At 71.2% G+C, this 22,433-nt stretch carries 21 protein-coding genes; 8 read left to right on the forward strand and 13 right to left on the reverse strand.

The window, feature by feature from the left end; translation table 11 throughout:
• Positions 1-3 precede the first annotated feature (3 nt).
• Genes ACIA77_RS07350 through ACIA77_RS07375 form a run of 6 tightly spaced genes read right to left on the reverse strand, consistent with a single transcriptional unit; the run spans position 4 to position 7,000 of the window.
• Positions 4-921: a 3-hydroxyacyl-CoA dehydrogenase gene (locus ACIA77_RS07350; RefSeq protein ID WP_395884920.1), complete on the reverse strand. Its 918-nt coding sequence runs from the start codon at positions 919-921 to the stop codon at positions 4-6.
• Positions 918-2,150, reverse strand: coding sequence for an iron-containing alcohol dehydrogenase (locus tag ACIA77_RS07355; RefSeq protein ID WP_395884921.1), 1,233 nt, complete (start codon positions 2,148-2,150; stop codon positions 918-920). Before ACIA77_RS07355 ends, ACIA77_RS07350 begins: the two co-directional genes overlap by 4 nt.
• Positions 2,147-3,637, reverse strand: a complete 1,491-nt coding sequence (locus ACIA77_RS07360; RefSeq protein ID WP_395884922.1) for an NAD-dependent succinate-semialdehyde dehydrogenase — start codon at positions 3,635-3,637, stop codon at positions 2,147-2,149. The genes ACIA77_RS07355 and ACIA77_RS07360 overlap by 4 nt, the downstream gene beginning before the upstream one ends.
• Positions 3,638-3,661: 24 nt before the next feature.
• Complete coding sequence (locus tag ACIA77_RS07365) at positions 3,662-4,423, reverse strand: SDR family NAD(P)-dependent oxidoreductase (RefSeq protein ID WP_395884923.1); 762 nt, start codon at positions 4,421-4,423, stop codon at positions 3,662-3,664.
• A gap of 15 nt (positions 4,424-4,438) precedes the next feature.
• Positions 4,439-6,064, reverse strand: coding sequence for a flavin-containing monooxygenase (locus ACIA77_RS07370; protein WP_395884924.1), 1,626 nt, complete (start codon positions 6,062-6,064; stop codon positions 4,439-4,441).
• A gap of 30 nt (positions 6,065-6,094) precedes the next feature.
• Positions 6,095-7,000, reverse strand: a complete 906-nt coding sequence (locus ACIA77_RS07375) for an alpha/beta hydrolase (RefSeq protein ID WP_395884925.1) — start codon at positions 6,998-7,000, stop codon at positions 6,095-6,097.
• Between the two features lie 212 nt (positions 7,001-7,212).
• Here ACIA77_RS07375 and ACIA77_RS07380 point away from each other — a divergent pair, with 212 nt between their 5' ends.
• Positions 7,213-7,932, forward strand: coding sequence for an SDR family NAD(P)-dependent oxidoreductase (locus ACIA77_RS07380; RefSeq protein ID WP_395884926.1), 720 nt, complete (start codon positions 7,213-7,215; stop codon positions 7,930-7,932).
• Here the strand turns inward: ACIA77_RS07380 and ACIA77_RS07385 are convergent.
• A complete protein-coding gene (locus tag ACIA77_RS07385; protein ID WP_395884927.1) occupies positions 7,926-9,947 on the reverse strand; it encodes a hypothetical protein in 2,022 nt (673 codons plus the stop codon). The genes ACIA77_RS07380 and ACIA77_RS07385 overlap by 7 nt on opposite strands.
• Before the next feature lie 29 nt (positions 9,948-9,976).
• A complete protein-coding gene (locus tag ACIA77_RS07390) occupies positions 9,977-11,218 on the reverse strand; it encodes an acetyl-CoA carboxylase biotin carboxylase subunit family protein (protein ID WP_395884928.1) in 1,242 nt (413 codons plus the stop codon).
• A gap of 263 nt (positions 11,219-11,481) precedes the next feature.
• On the opposite strand from ACIA77_RS07390, the gene ACIA77_RS07395 reads away from it, so the two are divergent.
• Positions 11,482-11,748: a GlsB/YeaQ/YmgE family stress response membrane protein gene (locus tag ACIA77_RS07395; protein ID WP_395884929.1), complete on the forward strand. Its 267-nt coding sequence runs from the start codon at positions 11,482-11,484 to the stop codon at positions 11,746-11,748.
• 57 nt (positions 11,749-11,805) lie between these two features.
• On the opposite strand, the gene ACIA77_RS07400 is transcribed toward ACIA77_RS07395, so the two are convergent.
• Genes ACIA77_RS07400 through ACIA77_RS07410 form a run of 3 tightly spaced genes read right to left on the reverse strand, consistent with a single transcriptional unit; the run spans position 11,806 to position 14,214 of the window.
• A complete protein-coding gene (locus ACIA77_RS07400; protein WP_395884930.1) occupies positions 11,806-12,552 on the reverse strand; it encodes a dienelactone hydrolase family protein in 747 nt (248 codons plus the stop codon).
• Positions 12,553-12,602: 50 nt separating this feature from the next.
• Positions 12,603-13,163 carry a TetR/AcrR family transcriptional regulator gene (locus tag ACIA77_RS07405; protein WP_395884931.1) on the reverse strand — a complete coding sequence of 187 codons (561 nt, stop codon included), beginning with the start codon at positions 13,161-13,163 and terminating at the stop codon, positions 12,603-12,605.
• Complete coding sequence (locus ACIA77_RS07410; RefSeq protein WP_395884932.1) at positions 13,156-14,214, reverse strand: agarase; 1,059 nt, start codon at positions 14,212-14,214, stop codon at positions 13,156-13,158. Before ACIA77_RS07410 ends, ACIA77_RS07405 begins: the two co-directional genes overlap by 8 nt.
• A gap of 284 nt (positions 14,215-14,498) precedes the next feature.
• On the opposite strand from ACIA77_RS07410, the gene ACIA77_RS07415 reads away from it, so the two are divergent.
• The 4 genes from ACIA77_RS07415 to ACIA77_RS07430 all read left to right on the forward strand — a co-directional run bounded on the left by ACIA77_RS07415 (position 14,499) and on the right by ACIA77_RS07430 (position 19,345).
• On the forward strand, positions 14,499-15,326 hold the full coding sequence (locus ACIA77_RS07415; protein ID WP_395884933.1) for a DUF4436 family protein: 828 nt from the start codon (positions 14,499-14,501) through the stop codon (positions 15,324-15,326).
• Between the two features lie 227 nt (positions 15,327-15,553).
• Positions 15,554-16,300: an acetamidase/formamidase family protein gene (locus ACIA77_RS07420; protein WP_395884934.1), complete on the forward strand. Its 747-nt coding sequence runs from the start codon at positions 15,554-15,556 to the stop codon at positions 16,298-16,300.
• A 24-nt stretch (positions 16,301-16,324) separates the two neighbouring features.
• Positions 16,325-16,471: a hypothetical protein gene (locus ACIA77_RS07425; protein WP_395884935.1), complete on the forward strand. Its 147-nt coding sequence runs from the start codon at positions 16,325-16,327 to the stop codon at positions 16,469-16,471.
• 216 nt (positions 16,472-16,687) lie between these two features.
• The gene (locus ACIA77_RS07430) at positions 16,688-19,345 is read left to right on the forward strand and encodes a glycoside hydrolase family 3 protein (RefSeq protein ID WP_395884936.1); all 2,658 of its coding nucleotides are present in this window, start codon (positions 16,688-16,690) and stop codon (positions 19,343-19,345) included.
• A 50-nt stretch (positions 19,346-19,395) separates the two neighbouring features.
• On the opposite strand, the gene ACIA77_RS07435 is transcribed toward ACIA77_RS07430, so the two are convergent.
• Positions 19,396-20,049, reverse strand: a complete 654-nt coding sequence (locus ACIA77_RS07435) for an FMN-dependent NADH-azoreductase (protein WP_395884937.1) — start codon at positions 20,047-20,049, stop codon at positions 19,396-19,398.
• A gap of 67 nt (positions 20,050-20,116) precedes the next feature.
• Here ACIA77_RS07435 and ACIA77_RS07440 point away from each other — a divergent pair, with 67 nt between their 5' ends.
• Together ACIA77_RS07440 and ACIA77_RS07445 are read left to right on the forward strand one after the other, a co-directional pair.
• A complete protein-coding gene (locus ACIA77_RS07440) occupies positions 20,117-20,959 on the forward strand; it encodes a sigma-70 family RNA polymerase sigma factor (RefSeq protein WP_395884938.1) in 843 nt (280 codons plus the stop codon).
• Between the two features lie 115 nt (positions 20,960-21,074).
• The gene (locus tag ACIA77_RS07445) at positions 21,075-21,452 is read left to right on the forward strand and encodes a hypothetical protein (protein WP_395884939.1); all 378 of its coding nucleotides are present in this window, start codon (positions 21,075-21,077) and stop codon (positions 21,450-21,452) included.
• Positions 21,453-21,479: 27 nt separating this feature from the next.
• Here ACIA77_RS07445 and ACIA77_RS07450 read toward each other — a convergent pair whose 3' ends face one another.
• Entirely contained in the window at positions 21,480-22,430 is a 951-nt protein-coding gene (locus tag ACIA77_RS07450; protein WP_395884940.1) for a DUF3152 domain-containing protein, read from the reverse strand.
• Positions 22,431-22,433 lie beyond the last annotated feature (3 nt).

Here is a 22,433-nt window from a genome sequence, read left to right on the forward strand (position 1 = left end):
ACGTCAGCCCTCCCGGCGCAGCGCGGCCCGCAACCGCATCAGCCGCTCGTCGCGCCAGCTCACGCGAGCGTCCCATTCGGACAGTGGCACGAGGGCCCGCCGCTGCTCCGTCGCGAGCGCGACGAGGTCGTCGGTCCACGGGTCGTGCTGGCCGCGTTCCGCACCCATGCGCGCGTACGCCGGGCCCATCCGCGCCGCGTGCGCCTCGATGCCGCCGCGGGTGTTGAGATCGACGGTCTCGAAGGGCCCGAGCACGCTCCAGCGCAGGCCGAGCCCGCTGCGCACCACCTCGTCGATGTCGTCGACCGACGCGACGCCGTCGCGCAGCAGGCAGTACGCCTCCCGCAGCAGCGCGCCCTGCAGGCGGTTGAAGACGAACCCCTCGACCTCCCGGCGCACCAGCACGGGTTTCAGCCCGGCCCGCTCGTACACCTCGCGGGCGCGGGCGAGGATCTCCGGGCGCGTGTCGGGCGCGGGGATCAGCTCGACCACGGGCAGCAGGTACGGCGGGTTGCCCGGGTGGGCGCCGAGCACGCGCCCACCCAGGCCCGTGCCGAACGAGCTCGGGACCAGGGCCGAACTGGAGCTGGCGAGCACCGTCTCCGGGCCGGTGCGCGCGGCGAGCTCCGCGAACAGCGCCCGTTTCACGGCCACGTCCTCGGGCGCGCACTCCTGCACCAGCGCCGCGCCGGCGACCGCGTCGGCGAGGTCCTCGTGGTACGAGATCTCCCCGAGCTTCTCGGGCAGCAGGCCGTGTTTTCCGAGCAGCGCCACGCGGTCGTCGACGGCCGCGCGGGCGCGGTCGAACGCCGCCGCGTCGGCGTCCCACGCTCGGACCGGGACGCCGGCGAGGGCGAAGAGCACCAGGAACCCCACGCCGATCGCCCCGGTGCCGACCACCGCGACGGGCCGGTCCGTCACAGCTCCCACCACGTGCGGTCGTCGGCGTACCCGCGTTTGAGGATCTCGACGATCGCGGCCTCGCTGAGGTCGCGCGGGTTGTTGGCCGTCAGCCGCGTGGCCAGCATCGCCTGCTCGGCCACGTAGGTGAACTGGTCGGGTTCGAGACCCAGGTCGCGCAGGTTCAGCGGCACACCGAGGACACCGAGGATCTCCTCCATCCGCTCGATGGCCGCGTGCGCCCGCGCGGTCTGCGACAGCGCCGGATCGGTGATCCCGAACGCCACGCCGATCTCGGCGAACTCCGCCTCCCGCACCGGCAGGTTGAAGCGCATCACGTACGGCAGCAGCGCGCCGACGCCGAAGCCGTGCGCGGTGTGCGTGAGCGCGCCGATCGGTGACTGGATCGCGTGCGCGCCCGCCGTGCCCGCGGTGTTGATGGCCATGCCCGCGCTCAGCGCGCCCAGCATCGTGTCGGTGCGCGCGGCCAGGTCCGAAGGGTCCTTCGCCACGCGCTCCAGCGAGCTGTTGAGCAGCGTGAACCCGCGCAGCGCGTACATGTCCGTGAGCACGTTCTTGCCGGCGTAGAGGTGCCGGTCCAGGTGCCCGGGGTCCGGGTGCTTCTCCCGGCCGGTGAACGATTCGACCAGGTGCGACAACGCGTCCGCGCCCGTCGCCGCGGTCAGGCCGGGCGGGCAGGTGAGCGTGAGCTCGGGGTCGACGACCGCGGCGCAGGGCTCGAGGTACGGGCTCGCGACGCCGACCTTCATGCCCTTGTCCGCGTCGTAGACCACCGCGATGCAGGTGACTTCGGCGCCGGTGCCGCCCGTGGTCGGCACGGTCACGAGCGGCAAGCCCGGGCCTTCGACGAGGTTCTCCCCGTAGAGGTCGGCGACGTTCCCGCCGCGCCGCAGCATGATCGACGCGACCTTGGCGAAGTCGAGGCAGCTGCCGCCGCCCACGCCGAGCACCACGTCGATCTCACCGCCGTCGACTTCGGCGAGCAGCGCTTCGACGTTCTCGCGCGGCAGGTCCGGTTCGACGCGCGAGAACACCCGCACGTCGAGCCCCTGGGCGCTCAGCGAGTCGCGGATGCCGGCGAACTCGGCGCTGCCGGCCATCCGCTCGTCCGTGCACACGAGCACGGTGCTGCCCAGCGGTTCCAGCAGGTACGGCAGCTGGGCGCGGCGCCCGGGTCCGAACAGGACCGTCTTCGGCTGGCGCAGCAGCCCCAGTGCTCCGGTGCTCATTCGCCTGCCTCCTCTTCGTTCACGGTCACGGCCAGGTACTTCGGCTCCAGGAACTCGTAGATGCCGTCGTGCCCGCCCTCGCGGCCCAGCCCCGACTCCTTGACCCCGCCGAACGCGGCGGCCGGGTCGGCCATGATGCCGCGGTTGATGCCGACCATGCCGAAGTCGAGCCGTTCGGCGATCGCGAACGCGCGCGACAGGTCCCGGGTGAACAGGTACGACGCGAGCCCGTAGGTCGTGTCGTTGGCGAAGGCCAGCGCCTCGCGCACGGAGTCCACGGTGAACAGCGCGGCGACCGGCGCGAACAGCTCCTGGTTGCACAGCGCGGGATCCGCTTCGCCCAGCCGCAGCACGGTCGGCTCGTAGAAGTTGCCCGCCGACTCCACGCGCCGGCCGCCGGCGAGCAGTTCGGCGCCGGCCGCGGTGAACGTGTCCACGAGCGACTGCACGCGCTCCAGCTGCACCGGCGTGATGATCGGGCCGACGTCGACGCCGTCTTCGAACCCGTCGCCGATCTTCAGCGTCTTCGTGGCGGCCACGAACTTCTCGGTGAACTCCTCGGCGATGGCGCGGTGCAGGATGATCCGGTTCGCCGCCACGCACGCCTGGCCCGCGTTGCGGAACTTGCACGCGATGGCCTCGCGCACGGCCAGGTCCACGTCGGCGTCGTCGAGCACCACGAACGGGCCGTCGCCGCCGAGTTCCATCGAGGAGTTCACGATGTGCTTGGCCGCCTTGGCCAGCAGCAGGCTGCCGACGCCGGTCGAGCCGGTGAAGCTGATCTTGCGCAGCCGCGGGTCGGCGAGCACCGCGTCGGACACGGCCGCGGAGTCGGTGGTGTGCACGAGGTTCACCACGCCGGGCGGGAACCCGGCGTCGTGCAGCGTCCGCACGAACAGGGCCGCGGTGAGCGGGGTCTCCTTCGCCGACTTGACCACGGCCGTGCACCCGGCCGCGAGCGCCGCGCCGCCCTTGCGCGCCACCATCAGCAGCGGGAAGTTCCACGGCGTCACGAGGAAGCTCGGGCCCACCGGCTGGTGGGTGGTCACCACGCGGTAGCCGCCCGGCGAACCGGGGGCGAAGGTGCCGTGCAGGTGCGCGATCTGCTCGGCGTACCAGAGGAAGAAGCCCGCCGACAGCGCGAACTCCCCCGCCGCTTCGGCGCGCGGCTTGCCGCTCTCGAGCACCATCACGTCCGTGAACGCGTCGGCCCGCTCGAGCAGCAGCGCGTGGGCCCGGTGGAGCAGCGTCGCGCGCCGGCGCGGCGACCAGTGCCGCCACGCGTCCTGTGCGGCGACCGCGTGCTCCAGCGCGGCGAGCGCGTGGTCCGGGCCACCGTCGGCGACCTCGGCCAGCACCTGGCCGGTGCTCGGGTTGAGCACCTCGAACGTGCGGCCCGGGTGGGTCCACTCGCCGTTCAGGTACAGCCCGAGCGGGACCTCGTGCCCGGCGAAGACCCCGGCCGGGGATTCGGCCAGTGCGGTCATGGTTGTCGTCCTTTCTCGGCGCGCTCAGCGCGCGGTGTAGCCGCCGTCGACGGGGAGGTTCACCCCGGTGACCCAGGAGGCTTCGTCGGAGGCGAGGTAGAGCACGGCGTAGGCGACGTCGATCGGGCGGCCGAGCCGGCGCAGGGACTGGTTGGCGGTCATCATGCGCTCGTACGCAGGCAGCCCGCCCTCGTACGCGGCGGCGATACCCTCCACCAGCGGCGTGAGCACGGTGCTCGGGTGCACGGAGTTCACGCGGATGTCGTACTTGCCGTACATCGCCGCGTCCTGTTTGGTCTGCATCGTCACCGCGCCCTTGGCCACGTGGTAGGGCGTGAACTCGTCGTTGCCCACCAGGCCGTAGATCGAGGAGTAGTTGACGATGCTGCCGCCGCCGTTCGCGATGAGGTGCGGCACGGCGTGTTTGGTCGAGAAGAACACGCCCTTCACGTCGACCGCGAAGAGCTGGTCCCACTCGGCCTCGGTCACCTCGTGCGTCGGCTTGTCCACGCCGATCACGCCGGCGCAGTTGACGAGCACGTCGAGCTTGCCGAAGTGCGCCGCGATCTCGTCGTACGCGCGCTCGATGGAGCTCTCGTCGCGCACGTCGACCTGCCAGAAGCGCGCGGCGGCCCCGATTCCGGCCGCGGCCGCCGCGCCGTTGGCCGCATCGACGTCGGTGAGGGCGACCTGCGCGCCCTCCGCGGCGAACAGCTCCGCCGTCGCCCGGCCCATCCCGGACGAAGCGCCGGTGACGATCGCCGTCTTGCCCGCCAAGCGGGGCATGGGAATCCCTCCTGGTCAGGCGTTGGCGGTCTCGGACACGAACCCGGGGTAACCGGCGTCGGCGACCTCCGCGCAGCGGCGGAAGTACGCGTCCGCCCCTCCCATGTAGACGTTGAACTCCAGCGGTTTGCCCGGGATGTTCGCGCCGATGAACCACGCGTTGGCCTTGGCGCCGCTGGCCATGATCGTCGCCGAGCCCGCGCGCCGGACCTCGTCGGCCCACTCGCGCTCGGCCTCGGCCGTGGACTCGAGCCGCTCGATGCCGTGCTCGCGGGCGTACTCGACGGCGTCGGCGATCCAGCCGACCCCGGCCTGGATGGCCACCGGGAGGTTCGCGTAGGGCGTCTGCGGACCGAGGATCATGAAGAAGTTCGGGAACCCGTGCACGGAGACACCGAGGTTGGTCTTGAGGCCGTCGGCCCAGTGCTCGCGCAGGACCTCGCCGCCGCGGCCGACGATGTCGATGCGCGTCAGCGTGCCGGTCATCGCGTCGAAGCCGGTGGCGAAGATGAGCACGTCCAGTTCGTAGGGCCGCCCGCCGACGACGATGCCCCGCGGCGTGATCTCGTCGATCGGCGCGGACTTGATGTCGATCAGGTGGACGTTTTCGCGGTTGTAGGCCTCGTAGTAGCCGTGGCCGCCCGGCGGGCGCTTGCCGTTGAACGGGTAGTCCTTGGGGCACAGCAGTTCCGCGGTCGCCGGGTCGGTGACGGTCTCGCGGATCTTGCGCCGGATGAAGTCCGACGCGTGGTCGTTGGACTCCTGGTCCACGGCGAGGTCGTTGAACGTTTCGAGCATGAAGTGGAAGCCGCCCTCGGCCCAGCCCTGCTCGAACACCCGCTCGCGCTCTTCGGGGCTCGCGTCCTTCGCGCCGAGTTCGGGCTTCACGAACGGCACGGCGAACCCGTGGTCGAAGGCCCGCTCGAAGCTCTCGTCGTAGTTCTCCTTGACCTCGGCCATCCACTCCTCGTCGACCACGCGGTTGGAGCTCGCGACGACGTAGTTCGGCGTGCGCTGGAACACGAACAGCTCACCCGCGGTCTCGGCGACCACCGGCACGAGCTGCACACCGGACGCGCCGAGCCCGATCACGCCCACGCGCTTGCCCCGCAGGTCGACCTCGCGATCCCGCGGCCAGCGCGAGGTGTGGTAGCTCTCGCCGGCGAACGTGCTCGCACCCGGGATGTCGGGCAGGTTCGGCGCCGACAGCACACCCATGCCACTGACCAGGTACTTCGCGGTGAGCGCCGGCCCGTCGGCGGTGGTGACCGTCCAGGTGTTGGCCGCCTCGTCGTACACCGCCTTCTCGACGGTGGTGCCGAACCGGATGTCCTTGTACAGGTCGAGGCGGCGCGCGACGAACTCCAGGTACGCCTTCACCTCCGGCTGCGCCGGGTAGCGCTCCTTCCAGGTCCACTCCTCGCGGACCTCCTTGGAGAAGGAGAACGAGTAGTAGTAGAACTCGCTGTCCGTGCGGGCACCCGGGTAGGTGTTCCAGTACCAGGTGCCGCCGACGCCGTCCGCGGAGTCGAGCACGACCGTGCGCAGGCCGAGCTGGGTGAAGTGGTGCAGCATCGCGAGGCCCGAGAAACCGGCGCCGATCACGATGGCGTCGAAGCTGGTGTCCTGTGTGGACGGCATGGTGGTCCCTTCTAGCGTGGTGGAAAAAGGTCAGCGGCCCGCGCGGTACCAGTCCGCGATGGTCCGGATCTCCTGGTCCGCCCGCGGGTGGCGGCCCGCCAGGAACGGGTAGACGTGCTGCATGCCCTCGCCGACGACGAACGTGACGTCCACGCCGCACTTGGTCGCCAGTGCGTGGAACCGCACGCTGTCCTCGTAGAGCGATTCGGTGTCCGCGGCGCTGAGGTACAGGCGCGGGAAGCCGGAGAGGTCGGCGTGGAGCGGGTTCACGAGCGGGTCGGTGGGGTCGGCGCCGCCGCTGAGGTAGCGGTCGATGTTGGCCTGCAGGCCCTCGCGGGCGATGAGGAAGTCGGTGGCGTCGTTGGTTTCGATCGTGGTGCCGGTGTTCTCCATGTCGAGCCACGGCGAGAGCGTGATGACCTGCGAAGGCAGCTCGCGGCCGAGGTCACGCAGCTTCAGCACGGTGGCCACGGCGAGGTTGCCGCCGGCGCTGTCGCCGACCGGCGTGATGTCCTGCACGCGGTGGCCGCGGGCCACCAGCGCGTCGAAGGCCCGCACGCCGTCCTCGAGCGCCGCGGGGTATGGGTGCTCGGGCGCGAGGCGGAAGTCGGCGACGAACGCGGTGGCACCACAGGCTTTCGCGAGGTGGCCGGCGAGTTTCCGGTGGCTGGCCGAGGAACCGAGGGCGAACCCGCCGCCGTGGAAGAACAGCAGCACCTGGTCGCTGTCGGCGCCCTCGGGGGTCACGAACACACCCGGCACGCCGCCGAGCTCGGTGTGGGCGTAGGTCACGCCTTCGGGCTCCGCGGTCGCGCGCTGCCAGTCGTCGAAGACGATCCGCAGCAGCTCCACCGACATGTCCGGGTGGCGGTTCATCTCGACCGCCCACCCGGCGTAGATCTCGCTGAGCAGGTCCGTCGGCTCGTGCAACGTCATGGGCTCTCCTGGAGGGGATTCCCGCTTCAGCAGCGAGGTCGCAGGGGTTTCCGGCACCTGTCCGGCCGCCGGTTCCCCCAGCATCACCACGGCGGCGGCCCCTGCCACGCGGTGTCGCAAAATGACACATCCCCGTCTCACACTGAGCGACCGGGCGGCCCCCGCGACGGGCGAAGCTGGGCGAACACCATTCGAGCTTCGAGCGAGGAACCATGAACCGACTGCAGGGCAAGGTCGCCCTCGTCACCGGCGCCGGCCGCGGGATCGGCCGCACCATCGCCGACACCTTCGCCCGCGAAGGCGCCACCGTGATCGCCACCGGCCGCAGCGAGGCGAACGGCTTCGCCGACGGCGTCGAGTACCACCGGCTCGACGTCTCCAGCGACACCGACTGGGCCCGCGTCGTCGGCGAGGTCACCGACCGCCACGGGCGCGTCGACGTGCTGGCCAACAACGCCGGCGTGATCGCCTACGAATCGCTGCACGAGCTCACGGTCGAGTCGTGGCAGCAGGTCGTGGCCGTCAACCAGACCGGCGTGTGGCTCGGCATGCGCGAGGTCGTGCCGCACATGCAGCGCGCCGGCGGCGGGTCGATCATCAACGTCTCGTCGATCTGGGGCAGCGTCGCGGTGGCGGGCGCCCACGCCTACCACGCGACCAAGGGCGCGGTGCGCAACATGTCGAAGAGCGCGGCGATCACCTACGCGCGCGAGAACATCCGCGTCAACTCATTGCACCCCGGCTTCATCCGCACCCCGCTCACCGAAGCGCAGGACCCGGAGATCAACGAGTTCGTGATCGGCCAGACCCCCATGGGCCGCGCCGGCGACCCGCAGGAGGTCGCGAACGGCGCGTTGTTCCTGGCCAGCGACGAATCCAGCTTCGTGACGGGTTCGGAGCTCGTCGTGGACGGCGGCTACCTGGCTCAGTGAGGCGGCGGCTCGGCCTGCAGGCTCCCCGCGGGCAGCCGGTCGACACCCCAGCTGCGCTCGACGTAGCCGAGGATCCGCGCCACGTCCTCGTCGGGGACCTTCTCGGGTTCGCCGTGCTCGAGCGGGTCGACGTGGAAGATGTAGAGCCGGGACGCGAACTGGTCGAACGGCAGCGAGGCCTCGCCGAACCGCTCTCCGTTGCCCGCCGTGGACACCACCACGCCGTCGCCCCAGTCCTGCCCGCTGTCGTTGTTGGGGTTGAAGAAGTACACGCGCATCACGTCCTGCGGGTCCGGCGCGACCCGCAGGATCGTGATCGCGTGCCAGCCGACGTAGCGCGCCGCGCTGTCGGTGACGGCGATCCCGGCCGGCTGCGGGTGGATCAGCGGCTGGTCGCCGTTGTAGGCCGGGTGGTAACTCGCGTGGAAGTGGCGCACGAACTCGTCGAGGTCGATCAGGTTGCCGGTGGCGACGTCGACGTTGATGTGGAACCCGCGAAACGCCCACCAGCCGTGGAACTCGGGGTTGACCCAGCGGTGCGGGTCACCGGGCCGGTCGACGCAGCGCCGGCCCATCTCGGCGTAGATCCGGTCGAGGTGGGGCACCACCAGCAGCGACACGGGATCGAGGTCCATGGGCAGTTTGCGCGCCACGCCGCCCTCACTCTCGCGCGACGAGATCGGCTGCCCCTCGAAGTGCATCGTGACCTCGTCGTCGCGCGCGGCCCACACGACCACCTGCAGCAGGTAGTCCGGGTCGTTGGCCGCCCACATCGACAGCGCGCGCGCCGACTGGCAGGTCGGGTTGTCGCCCTGGCCCACCCCGAGCGGCAGGCCCAGCATCGACAGCACGCCCGCGGTCAGCCGCGCCTTCGCGTCCGGCTCGGCGCCGAACACCGACGTCAGCCGCTCGCGCGCGGCCGGCCCGAGCGTCAGCGCCAGCTGGCGCCACAGCGCGGGCACCACCGGTGGCTCGTGCAGGATGCCGCGGTCGAGCAGCAGCGCGAGCCCGTAGACGCACTGCGCGGTCTGCGGGTGCACCGCCTCCTCGATGAGCTGGTGCACGAGGTCGCGGTAGCGCAGCAGGCAGTTGCGGCCGGTGTCGGACAGCCCGAGCGCCTCGGCCACGAGGTAGTCGCCCTCGTGGCGCACGAACCGCAGCAGCTCCGCGTGGTAGGGCGAAACCAGCCCGGTGTCGTGCATCGCCCGGGCGAAGCCGGACGCCTCGTACTGCAGGCCGCCGGCGTCCATCGCCTCGAGCCGCGAGCGGAAGACGTCGAAACCGGGGTCTTCCCGGCACGCCTCGGTGGTCCCGAACAGGCTGGTGATGAGCCGGTCGAGGCCCTGGCCCGACGTCGCGCCCAGGTCGACGTCGGGGTCGCCGCGGTAGACGGCGATCCGCGTGATCAGCGACTGGACCTGGTCGACCTGGATCGGGCGCTGGCGCAGGATCCGCCAGATCTCCTCGACCAGCTTGTCCAGCACGCTCGCGTAGCCGATCCCGTCGGCGACGTGGCGGAACAGGGCGCGGATGAGCTGCGCGGTGCGGCCCTGATGGGTCCGCTCGGCCTCGGTCGGCGGGGTGAACAGCAGTTCCAGGTTCATCGCGAGCACCTGCGAGAGGAACGCGCGGGCGTCCTCGGCCGGCAGCGTGGGGTGCTCGTACTCACCCAGCGCGACGGCGAGCATCCGCAGCTCGCTGGTCGCTTCGATCACCACGGTGTCGGCGTCGCCGCTGTGCAGCCCAGGCCCGACCAGGGCCGGCAGCAGGATCTCCGGCGTCGCCCAGTCGGTGCCCAGGTACAGACCGGCCTCCTCGAGGGCTTGCGCCCGCTGCTGGACGGCCGCGGCGCCGCCGGGCTGCAGCAGCACGCGCCGCAGCGCCTCCAGCACCCGGCGCAGCTTCGCGTGCTTGCCGAAGTCTCGGGTCTCGGCCATCGCCCGGACGGCGTCGTCGAGTGAAGCCGCCCGCTTGGCGAGGGTGGTGCCACTCGTGGCGTCGACGTTGGGATTCACTGGCTTTCCTCGGATCTCCCGGGGGGTGCTCAGACGTAGAAGTCGAGCTCTTCCTGCTTCTTCAACAGGTCGCGCATGCGGTAGGCGTCGTCGCCGAAGAAGTACAGCAGTCCCCAGTGGGTGCCGAACGCGGTCCGCTTGGTCACCGTCTCCTCCAGCGGCGCCGAGAGGTCGTGGGACTCGTAGTAGTCGTCGTCCTCGGTCTCCTCCGGGATCTGCAGTTCGCTGACGACCCGTCGTCGAGGATAGACCCCGAAGCAGCCGGCGACCCCGGTGGCGTCCGCGACCTCACGCGGGAAGAACGCGTCGATCTCCTCCTCCGTGGTCTTCGGGTCGAAGGCCAGGGCGAGGCCCTGGTAGGCGTTGAAGCCGTAGGCGCGTTCGAGCAGCTCGAAGACCTTGAAGCCCGGCGGCCGGTAGGCGACCTCGCCGAAGTACATTTCGCCGTCACTGGTCACGAAGTACTCGGGGTGCACGAACCCGAACTCGATGTCGAAGGTCTTCACGAGCTTCTCGATCTGCGCCGTGATCTGCGGCCGGTAGCGCTCCAGCTCCGGCGTCGCGGGCACGAACACCGAGTACCCCAGCGTGACGTACTCGGAGATGTTGAGGAACTTGATCTTTCCGTTGTGGATCCACGCTTCGACGGCGAACTCCCAGCCGTCGAGGTGGGATTCCATGAGCACCGGGAACTCCTCGTCCGGGATCATGTCGATCTCGTCGGGCGTGCGGATCACGCGGTGGCCCATGCTGCCGGCCTTGTCGAACGCCTTGAGGTGGATCGGGTCGTTGGGGTCCCCGTCGAGCTTGAGCAGCGTCTGGTTGACGCGCTTGAGGAACCGCACCACGTCGTCGCGCGCGTGGGCTTCCTCGAAGATCCCGACGCGGATGCCGCCGAGCTGCGCGCGGCGCTTCATCAGGGCCTTGTCGCGCAGCAGCATGGCCTGGCCGAACAGGCGCGGGTTGTCCAGCAGCACGGAGTTGATCGCGCCGGCCCACTCCACCGTCTCCTCGAACAGCGGGATGGCGACGTCGACGCCTTCGTCCTTGAGGGTTTCGGCGATCTCCATCGACCGGTCGTTGAGCCGCTCGAAGTTCCACGGCAGGTAGGGGATGTCGTGTTCGGCGCAGTACTCCTCGGCCCAGTCCGGCGCGACGACGACGTAGCGGCGGTCGAAGCGATCCAGTGCTTCCACCGCGTTGAGACTCCAGCCGAGCACGGCCAGGTACCCTTTGTCGGGATTCTTGGTGACCGGTGCGGACTGGGTCATGGACCGCTCCTCTCCTTCGGCGTGCTCGGGACCGGACTGGTTCTCCCCTCCACGGTCCCAGATGTTCGCCCCGCCTGCCGATCGAGCGAGGTCGGCGCCGTCCGCGCGTGTCCACTGTGGAGATTCGCCGTGGCCGTGATGAGATCCAGGTCACGTCGGGACCACTCGCCGCGCCACCCGTTCGGGCGCCTGCCATCCTGTGCCCTCACCAACGCGCGGTTCGCGCCGGAGGACGACGCCGCACCGCGGCCGGGAGGACAGTCATGGGAATCATCAGCTGGATCGTGCTGGGCCTGATCGCGGGCCTCATCGCGAAGGCGCTCATGCCGGGCAAGGACCCCGGCGGCTGCATCATCACGATCCTGCTCGGCATCGGCGGCGCCTTCGTGGGCGGCTGGGTCGGCAAGACGCTCTTCCACGTGCAGCTCGGCACGTTCTTCGACCTGCGCACGTGGGGCCTGGCCATCCTCGGCGCGCTGATCATCCTCGTCGCCTACCGGATGCTGTTCCACCGCAGCCGGCGCGACTGACCGCGCGGCGGGGGGGGGGGGGGGGGCGGCCCCCCCCCCCCCCCCCCCGCCGCCGGCTCACTTCACGCGTTCCAGCAGCGCGAACAGGTTCTCCCAGTGCCGCTTCTCGCCGGCCTCGCTGTAGGCGGCGGTGTCGGACATGGTGTAGCCGTGGGTCGCGCCCTCGTACACCTCGGAGCGGTACGTGACACCGGCCTCGTCCAGCGCGGCCTCCAGCGTCTTGATGTGCTCGGGCGACATCGAGTGGTCCTGGTCGGCGTGCCCGAAGTACACCTCACCGGTGATCGAGCCGACGCCCCGGTGCGGGCTGTCGGGCCCGTCGGCGACCACGCCGCCCGCGTGGAACGCCGCGATGGCCTTGACGCGGTCCGGGAACGCCTCGATCACCCGCAGCGCGTTCGTCCCGCCCATGCAGTACCCGGTGATCACCACCCGCCCCGCGGCGACACCCTCTTGTGCGGCCAGGAAGTCGAGGTACTTCTCGGCGTCGCGCTGGATCGCGTGGTCCGTGCCCAGCGCCTGGATCAGCGGCATGATCTTGCCGAAGATCTCACCCCGCTTGTCCGGGTCGCCCAGCCCGGAAAGGTCGAACTGCGGCGACCGCCCGCCGCGGTAGAGCAGGTTCGGCGCGAGGACGGCGTAACCGGCCTCCGCGATGCGGTCCGCCATCTCCTCGATGCGCGGCCGCAACCCGAACGCGTCCATGAACAGCAGAACCCCGGGGTGCGGCCCGCCGTCCGGCACCACCAGGTACGAGTCGGCGACCCCGTCACCGGCCGGGACGTCCACCTTCTCCTTGCGCATGTCACTCCTGTCGATCAGGCAATCGGGCTCTCGATCGCCAACCTACGCCGTCAGCCGCCCGCGCCGCCGCGCAGGACCGCGGTGACGACGGCCTCCGCATACCCGTGGTCCAACGGGCGGCGCCCGGTGAGCAACCGGTAGTGCAGAGGCGCGAACACCAAGTCCAGCAACAACTCCACGTCGGTGCCGGGCGGGAGGGCGGCTGCGGCGGAGGTGCGCAGCGGGGCGCGGCGGGGCTCGAACCAGTGCTCGCCGAGGCGGGCGGTGAGGTCGGGGTCCTGCTGGGCGGCGCCGAGCAGGCCGGTGAAGACGCGGCCGAGTTCGGTGTCCACGTAGAGGTCGACGAAGTGGCGGGCGTGGGCGCGCAGCAGACCTTCCGCGGTGGTGGCGCGCGTGCTCACCGGGTTCGCGCGGGCGCGGTCGAGGAACGCCTCCAGCACCACGGCCGCCTTGCTCGGCCACCAGCGGTACACCGTGCGCTTGCCGACGCCGGCGCGGGCGGCGATCGCGTCGACGCTCACCGCGGCCCAGCCGCCGGCCGCGGTGAGGTCCCAGGCGGCGTCGAGGATGGCGCGGTGCACACGCGGGTTGCGGCGGGTCTCGTCAGGCACGACGGGCCGCCCAGGCGCCGGTGACGCGCCGGTTCACTTCGGTGACGGGGCCGGTCAGCGCTTCGTACGGTTCGTCCCACGGGTCCTTGAGCCCCCAGCCGCGCTGCGGGTTCTCCACGTAGGCGCACCAGTGCCAGCCCAGGCACCAGTCCAGCGCGGCGAGCGTTTCGGCGGTGCGGACGTAACCCTCGGCGCGCTCGGCCTGGTCGCGGACGCTGCCGGTGCGGTGCGGGCTCAGGCGCGTCGGGCACCAGTTGCCGGTGTCGGCGACCAGCACGGGCAGGCCGGTGCGGGTGTGCCAGCGCTCGATCGTCTCCAGCGCGCGGTCGAGGCCGCCGGGTTTCGGGAACGTCTGCACCGACAGCACATCCACGTGCTTCGCGGCCGCGTCGAGCACTTCGTCGGGCGCGCCCGCTTTCGTCCCGTACCGGTCACCCAGGATCAGGTGGTCGGGATCGTGGCGCCGGATCGCCGCGGTGGCCGTCGCGTAGTACGCCTCGGCGATCTCCGCGAGCGGCCCGGCCCAGCCCGCGCCCGTCGGATGACCCGCCCAGGCCGGCCCGTCGACGAGGAAGTACCCGAGCAACAACGGATCGTCCGGCCGGCACAGCGTGCGCGCCAGGTGATCGCAGTACTCGGCGAACGCCGCCGAGCGCGGATCGCGGAACGCCGGATACCCGTTCCACGACTCGATCTCCGCCACGCGCAACGCCTGCACGTACGGCAACCCGGCCGCCGCGACCTCCGCTCCGGGCAGGTCCACCGCGTGCCCGAGGTCGACCACCGTGCCCGTCACGCCGAGGCCCGTGCCGCTGATGTACTCCCCCGTCGCGCCGACGGTGGTGAAACCCCACGCGCGCAGGTCCTGGCCGAGGCCGTCGCGCAGCCACTTCGCGCGGTCGCCGCCGTAGCGTTCGCGCCAGATGTCCTGGTTGTGCCCGTAGCGCAGATTCGTGTCGTGCGCGTGCGCGACGCCGATCGACGGGAACGGCTCGCCGTCCGGATCCAGGAAAGTCCACTGCCGCCGCCCGGCCACCGTGAAGAACGCCATGGCTTGAGGATACGAACCGGTTCGTCTCCCTTCAACCTCGTCACGGGTGATCGGCGCCATCCGGGGCGTCGATGTGCTCCCCGTACAGCGGCGACGCGGCGAGGATCTTCCCGGCGGCGGTCGGGATCACCGCCGTCGCGCGTGCACAGCCCGCCATCCACGTGGCGGCGTAGCGCGGCTGGAGCGCCTGGGTCGGCCCGGTTTCCTCGCCCGTCTGACCCCGGAGTCACCCGGAGGCGTGAGAGCACGGGCACTCCGCCGCCCGCGGTGCCACGATCACCGCCATGAGGTGGCGGAGTCCGATGTGGACGGCGGGGGTCGTGCTGGCCGGCATCGTCGTCGCGGCGGGGGCCGGGGTGTGGGTGCACGCGGCGGAGCGCACGGCGGGCGACACGTGGCACTCGGTGGGCGCCGACGAGCCCGACCGCGTCGACGTGTACGCCACGGTGCAGAAGGTGGACGCCGTCGCGCGGGAGGTCACCGTGCGGGTGCTCGTCCAGCCACGCGGGAGCCTCGGCGAGGACGACGGGGCGGCGCCGACGGCGGACCTCACGCTCCTGAACTCCTCGAGCCTGCGCGGCGACCACACGTTCCCCGCCCACGAGCGCATCGCGAGCACCGACCTGCCGATCGCGCTCACCGGCGGCGCGGTGACCGACTACCCGTTCGACGGCTACGACAGCCGCATCCAGTTCGCGGCCGTGCAGGGTGGCAAGCCGGTGCCCGTGCAGCTCACCCTGGACAAGGTCGACAGCCTGTTCAGCCTGTCGATCACCGGCGACGCCGGTGCCGGCCTCGAGATCCGCCTCACCCGTGCCACCAGCGTGCTCGTGTTCGCGCTGTTCATGATGTTCGCGATGTGGGCGATCGCCGCCGCGGTGGCGCTCGGGGCTCGCCACCTCATCGCCCGCGAACGCGGGCTCGTGTGGCCCGCGTTCGGGTTCATGGCGGCGTCGCTGTTCGCGCTGGCCGCGTTCCGCAACGCGGCACCCGGCTCGCCGCCGATCGGCTCACTGCTCGATTACACGGCGTTCCTGTGGGCCGAGGTGATCGTCGCGCTGAGTGTCTTCACGTCGGTGGTCGCCGGGTCTGTCGCGGAAAAGCGGACCTAGGTGTCGAAATCCGGTCCACCCGGGAGTCGTCCTTACGAAGACGACGACAGGAGACGAGCCGTGATCACCCCCAACCTGGCCTGGCAGCTGGAGCACGAGACCACCCGCGACCGCCGGACGGCGGACGCCCGCAACGGCCGGCTGGCGGCGTTGCTCACGCGGTGGCGCCGCACACCGGGGCGGCGTGCCAAGATCCGGGGATCGCATCGACCCCAGGGAGCACCCGCATGGCCCGGCACCACCTCGACCCCACGCCCGCCACGACGATCGACGCCTTCAGCCGGGACACCGCACCCGTCCTGACCGTCGACGCGGGCGACACGGTGGTCGCCGGGTCGCTCGACGCCCACGGGTTCCTGGAGCGCCAGCGCACGCCCGGGGAGGCGCGGCCGCGGATGTTCGACCCGAGCCGCGGGCACTGCCTCACCGGTCCCATCGCCGTGCGCGGCGCCGAACCCGGCACCGTGCTCGCGGTGCGGCTCGACGCCCTGCGCCCCGGCGAATGGGGCTGGACGACCGCCGCGGCGAAGGACAACTGGCTCACGCGCGAGCTGGGCGTCGCCGGCGGTCCGCGCGGGCAGCTGCTGTGGGAGCTCGACGGGGCCAAGGGCACGAACACCCTCGGCCACACGGTGGCGCTGGCGCCCTTCCTCGGCGTCATCGGCCTGCCGCCCGCCGAACCGGGCGACCACTCGACGATCCCGCCGCGGGCCGAGGGCGGGGGCAACCTCGACTGCCGCGAGCTCGTGGCCGGCTCCACGCTGTTCCTGCCGGTCACGGTCCCCGGCGCGAACCTGCACGTCGGCGACGGGCACGCGGCGCAGGGCGACGGCGAGGTCGGCGGCACGGCCATCGAGTGCCCGATGACCACGGAGCTCACGCTCGACGTCGTCACCGGACGGCCGGTGCCCGGCATCCACGCCGAGACCCCGGCCGGCCGGATCACGTTCGGCTTCTCCGCGGACCTCAACTAGGCCACCGCGGACGCGCTCGGCGCGATGCTCACGTGGCTGCAGTCGCTCTACGACCTCGACCGCCCGACGGCGCTGGCGCTCGCGAGCCCCGTAGTCGACCTGCGCGTCACGCAGATCGCGAACGAGACGTGGGGCGTGCACGCGCTACTGCCCACCGGCGCGATCCGCTGAGCCCCGCGGCGAACCCTGCCTGCGCGGACACGGAACCCTGCCCCTGCGCACTGGTCTGGTCCAGCCGTGAGCATTCCTCGATCAGACCTTAATTCGAGTCGAGAATTAACAGACTTCCGTAGGGTCTGAACCTATTGACGCCATCCTGTTTGTCCGGTGAGGATCGCCAGGGCCCTTCTGGGCCCTTCCCGCCGCCCTCCGCAGAACGGACTGTCGATGGCCAGAAGATCCCCCGGGTGGTCCCGGGCCCGCAGAACCACGTTCGCCGCGCTAGCGAGCCTCACCCTCCTGGGCGGCGTCGCGCACGCGGCGCCCGCTCCCGCCGTCGCGGACACCCCGGCCGCGACCCAGCCCGAGATCGGGCAGCCCGCGCTCGACAAGAACGGCTGCGCGCGCATCGAAGACTCCCTGCCGACGCTTTCGGACTGGCCGAAGGTCGACAGCAAGCTGAAGAAGAACCCGAAGGACGAAGCCCGCATCGCGCAGATCCTCTCCGGCATGACGCTGGAGGAGAAGGTCGGGCAGATGACCCAGGCCGAGATCAACGCGATCACGCCCGCGGAGGTCAAGCAGTACGCGATCGGCTCCGTGCTCAACGGCGGCGGCTCCTGGCCCGGCGGCAACAAGCACGCCACGCAGCAGGACTGGCTGAACCTCGCCGACGGCTACTGGAGCGCGTCGAAGACCAGCCGCACGAAGATCCCGGTGATCTGGGGCATCGACGCCGTGCACGGAAACAACAACGTCTACGGCGCCACCGTCTTCCCGCAGAACATCGCGCTCGGCGCCGCCCACGACCCGTGCCTGGTGCGCAACGTCGAGAACGCCACCGCGCGCCAGATCCGCGCCACCGGCCAGGACTGGGCGTTCGCGCCGACGCTGGCCGTCGTGCAGGACGACCGCTGGGGCCGCACGTACGAAGGCTTCTCCGAGGACCCGCGCATCACTCGCGCGTACGGCTACGAAGCCATCAACGGCCTGCAGGACGGCGCCACCAAGCGCATCGACTACAACGGCGTGATCGCCACCGCCAAGCACTACATCGGTGACGGCGGCACGATCAAGGGCCAGGACCAGGGTGTGAACCCCTCGTCCGAAGCGGATATGATCAACATCCACGGCCAGGGCTACTACGGCGCGCTCGCCGCCGGCACCCAGACCGTGATGGCGTCGTTCAACAGCTGGACCAACGCCGACCTCGGCATCAACGAGGGCAAGATTCACGGCAGCGACAAGGCGCTGAACCAGATCCTCAAGGGCAAGATGGGCTTCGACGGTCTCGTCGTGTCCGACTGGAACGGCATCGGCCAGGTCACCGGCTGCACCAACTCGAGCTGCCCGCAGGCGATCAACGCCGGCATCGACCTCGTGATGGTCCCCAACGACTGGAAGGCCTTCATCACCAACACCGTCGCGCAGGTCCGCGACGGCCAGATCCCGATGACGCGCATCGACGACGCCGTCACCCGCATCCTGCGCGTGAAGCTGCGCGCCGGGATCCTCGACGAGCAGAAGCCGTCGGACCGCTCGTACGCGAACTCCGACGAGGCGCTCACGGACAAGTGGCTCGCCCGCGACGCCGTGCGCGAATCGCAGACCCTGTTGAAGAACAACGGGAACGTGCTGCCGCTCAAGCCCAAGTCGAAGGTGCTGGTCGTCGGCAAGACCGCCGACAGCATCCAGAACCAGACCGGCGGCTGGACGCTGTCGTGGCAGGGCACGGGCAACACCAACGCCGACTTCCCCAACGCCACCTCGATCCTGGGCGGGCTCAAGGAAGACCTCGGCGACGCCAACGTGACCTTCGACGCCACCGGCGACGTCGACCCGGCCGGCTACGACGCGGTGATCGCGGTGATCGGCGAGACGCCGTACGCCGAGGGCGTGGGTGACCTGCAGCGCAAGTCGCTGGAGGCCGCGAAGCTCTACCCCGAGGACCTCGCCGTGCTGGACAAGGTCAGCGGCAAGGGCGTGCCCGTCGTGACCGTGTACGTCGGCGGCCGGCCGCTGTACCTGAACAAGGAGATCAACCGCTCCGACGCGTTCGTCGCGGCCTGGCTGCCCGGCACCGAGGGCGGCGGCGTCGCGGACATGATGGTCAAGGGCAAGGACGGCACGGGTTACCAGGGCAAGCTGTCGTACTCCTGGCCGCGCAGCGCGTGCCAGACGCCGCTCAACCCGTGGAGCCCGGACTACGACCCGCTGTTCAAGCTCGGCTACGGCCTCAAGACCGGCCAGCGCGCCACCATCGGCAAGCTGGACGAGACCGAAGGCCCCACGACGTGTGGGTCGACCGGGGGTGGCGGTACCGCGACGGAAGACCTGCCGATCTTCGACCGCACCGACGTCGCGCCCTACAAGAGCTACCTCGGCTCGGCCTCGAACTGGGGCGGCACGGAGATCGGCCCCGACGGGACCGCGGAGCACCCCGAGATCTCGGTGACCCCGGCCGACGTCAACGTGCAGGCCGACGGCCTCAAGACGACGTGGACCGGCACGGGTGCGGCGCAGCTGTACCTGCAGAGCCCGCAGACCAGCGACCTGCGCGGGTACCTCAACGCCGACGGTGCGCTCGAATTCGACGTGATCGTGAATTCGCCGCCGGTGAACCGCACGGTGGTGAGCATGCACTGCGTCTACCCGTGCTTCTCGGAGGTCAACGCCACCAAGCTGTTCACGGACCTGCCCGCGGGCCAGAAGTCGACGGTGAAGATCCCGCTGTCGTGCTTCGCGAACGGGCTGGACTTCGAGAACATCAACACGCCGTTCCTGGTCTACACCGACGGCCCGTTCTCGGCTTCGTTCGCGAACGTGCGGTGGTCGCCCGGCGCAGCGTTAGATCCGGACGCGCTGACGTGTTCGGATCTGACCTGACGCGCTGAAAACGGGCCGCCCGCGGGACTTTCCCCGCGGGCGGCCCGTTTTCACGCGACCAGCTCCAGGACGCGGCGTTCGGCGGCGGCGTACGACTCCTCGGCGAGGTGCTCCAGCCCCGCGAGCACCGGGATGTCGGCGACGCGGGTGAGCTCGGCGATCACGAACGTCAGGTGCTCCGGCGCGACGCCGAGGTTGGTCAGGTACGTGCGCAGGTAGGGCTCCTGGAAGTCGCAGCCCTCGCGCGGGGCGCCGGGCCCGTAGGCGCCGCCGCGAGCGCAGACCACCACGAACCTGGTGTCGCGCAAGGCATCCGCGAACACCCCGGGGAAGGTCAGCCGGTCGATCCACACCTTCAACGAGGCGGGCACGGAGAAGTTGTACATCGGCACCCCCAGCAGCACCGTGCCGGCCTCGCGCACCTCCGTGACGAACGGAAGGGTCAGCGCCCACTCGTGACGCTCGGCGTCGTCGGCAGCCAGCGCCGCGATCTCGGGCAGCGGCACGCTCCCCCGGCGTTCGACGCGACGGCCGAGGCGCGCGTAGGCCTCGCGGATCGGCGGCACGGGGTCGGCGGCGAGGTCGCGGTGGCGCACCTCGCCGGGCCAGTGCTTCGCGAACAGCGAGGTCAGCCGCCGCGTCACGGACTCCTCGCCGTCGGCGCTCGAATCGATGCGCAGCAGGGGCGCTAGCATGTCGGTCATCCGGTTCCTCTCCTCCGGTCGGCTCCGCTCACCCACCCGACGCACGAGGAAGAGGAAAGGTGACCCGATGCCCGAGACCCTCGCCGCCCGGTTCGAAGCGGAACGGCCCCGGCTGCGCGCGCTCGCGCGCCGGATGCTCGGCTCCGCGGCCGAAGCCGAGGACGCCGTGCAGGAATCCTGGCTGCGGCTGGCGGCCGCGCCCGAGCCGGACAACCTCGCGGCCTGGCTGACCACGGTCGTCTCGCGGATCTGCCTCGACCTGCTGCGCGCCCGCCGCGAAACACCGACCGAGCACGTGCCCGACCGCGGCGTCGCCGGCCCGGAGGACGACGTCGAACTGGCCGACGAGGTGGGCCGGGCGCTGCTGGTGGTCCTGGCGACGCTGGAGCCCGCCGAACGCGTGGCGTTCGTGCTGCACGACTTGTTCGCGGTGCCGTTCGGGGCCATCGGCCCGATCCTCGACCGCACGCCGGCGACGACGAAGAAGCTGGCCAGCCGCGCGCGCCTGCGGATGCGCGGCACGCCGGCGCTGCCCGCACCTGAACTGGCGCGCGATCGCCAGGTCGTGGAAGCGTTCCTCGTCGCGGCCCGCGGCGGCGACCTCGCCGCGCTGCTGTCGCTGCTCGCTCCGGACGTCGTCCGCCACGCCGACGCGGCCGCCCTGCCCCCGGGCGCTGCCGCCGTCCTGCGCGGCGCCGACGCGGTGGCCCGCGGGACGCGCGTCTTCGCGCGGCGCGCCGCGCTGGCCGAACTCGCCCTGGTCGACGGTGCGGTCGGGCTCGTGCTGGCCCCCGCCGGCCGCCTGGCGGGCGCGCTGAAGGTGACCGTGGTGGCCGGGCGCGTCACGGCGTACGAGGTCATCGCCGACCCGGACCGGCTCGGGAAGGTGGAGATCGCTCTGCTGCCGTGATCACCCGAGGGTGTGACACTTTGACTCGAAGTGCAACATTCGTGGAATGCTGACGCGAGGTCCCCGCCGATGGCCCCACGTCACTCCGGACGTGGGCGCGACTTCCGGAGGGACCATGAACACCGCGAAGAGGATCGCCGCGGCCGGCGCGCTCGCCGCACTGGCCGCGACCGCGTTCGCCGGCCCGGCGTCGGCGAAGTCCGAGGAGGCCTGCACGGCGAACTTCTGCAACAGCACCGACGGCGACGGGCTGTACGTCAACCAGGTCGTCGCGCTGCGGCAGCAGCCGATCAAGGCGAAGTACGGCTACTTCGAGGTCTTCGGCCGCGGCTGGCACCGCGGACCGTCGTCGTCCGGGACCACCGCGGCGCAGATCGTCCACGTCGGCCAGCAGGTGACGAAGGGCGAGCTCGTCTGCCTGCGCTTCTTCGCGCTCGAGGGCGGGAAGTGGCACGAGATCGGCCCGGCCGCGTGCACCACGGCACCGTACTGACCCACGCCGTATAGACCGTTATACGGTTCAGTGGCCCTGGGGGAAGGGCCACGGGTTCGTGACGCACACGCGGTGATCCACCGGGATTGCGCCCTGGTCCCCGCCGGGCACGTTGTTGAGGCCGGCGACGTAGTCGTCGGCGACGCCGAAGGTCTGCTGCATCATCACGGGCGCGGGCTCACCGGTGCCGGCGCAGCCGACGTGGGAGTGGCCCAGCGCGTGGCCGACCTCGTGGTTGATCGCGTACTCGCGATAGGCGGTCAGGTTCGCCCCGTACGCCTTCGCGCCGCGCACCCAGCGCGACAGGTTGATCAGCACGCGGTGCATGCTGCGGCGGTAGCACGACGCTTCGTGTTTGATGGAGAAGCCGCAGGCGTCGGCGCGGTGGGTGGTGTCGGGTGTCGTCAGGCTGACGCGGAAGTCGGGGTCCGGGACGCTGCTGTCGACACGCTGCAGGGCGATCTTCCCGTCGGCGGTCCAGCTCTTCGCGTCGGACAGGAAGCCTTGCACGGCGGTGGCGAAGCTGTCGTCGCCGGCGTAGGCGGCGGGGTCGATGCCGTTCTCGACTTCGACGGTGTAGCGGTGGAGCCGGCCGGTGCCGATCTTCGGGCCCGAGCCCGGCACGACGTGCCACTGGCCCTGCCCGGTCTGCGTGAACGGCCCGCCGGCGGGGAGCTCGGCGGTCGCGGCGGTGACGTCGACGGGCTTCGCCGGGTTCTCCGCGACGCCGGGTTCGGCCGGCGCCTCCTGCGCGGCCGCCGGAACCTCGCGGGGCGGCGGTTGCGCGGCGGTGGAGGGTGCCGGTGTCGTCGCGGTGTTCACCACCACGAGCACGGTGAGCACGAGCAGCACCGGCACCGCGGACACCCGCGGGCCGTAGGCGCGCAGGAGCCCCTTCCCCCTGACGAGTTCCCGCTCCGGCAACGGTTTCCACGACGCGCGCAGCGGTTCCCCGCCGCGGTCTTCGCCCTGCGGCACGCA

Origin of the sequence: Amycolatopsis sp. NPDC051903 (assembly GCF_044452505.1) — a bacterium.
GTDB lineage: Bacteria > Actinomycetota > Actinomycetes > Mycobacteriales > Pseudonocardiaceae > Amycolatopsis.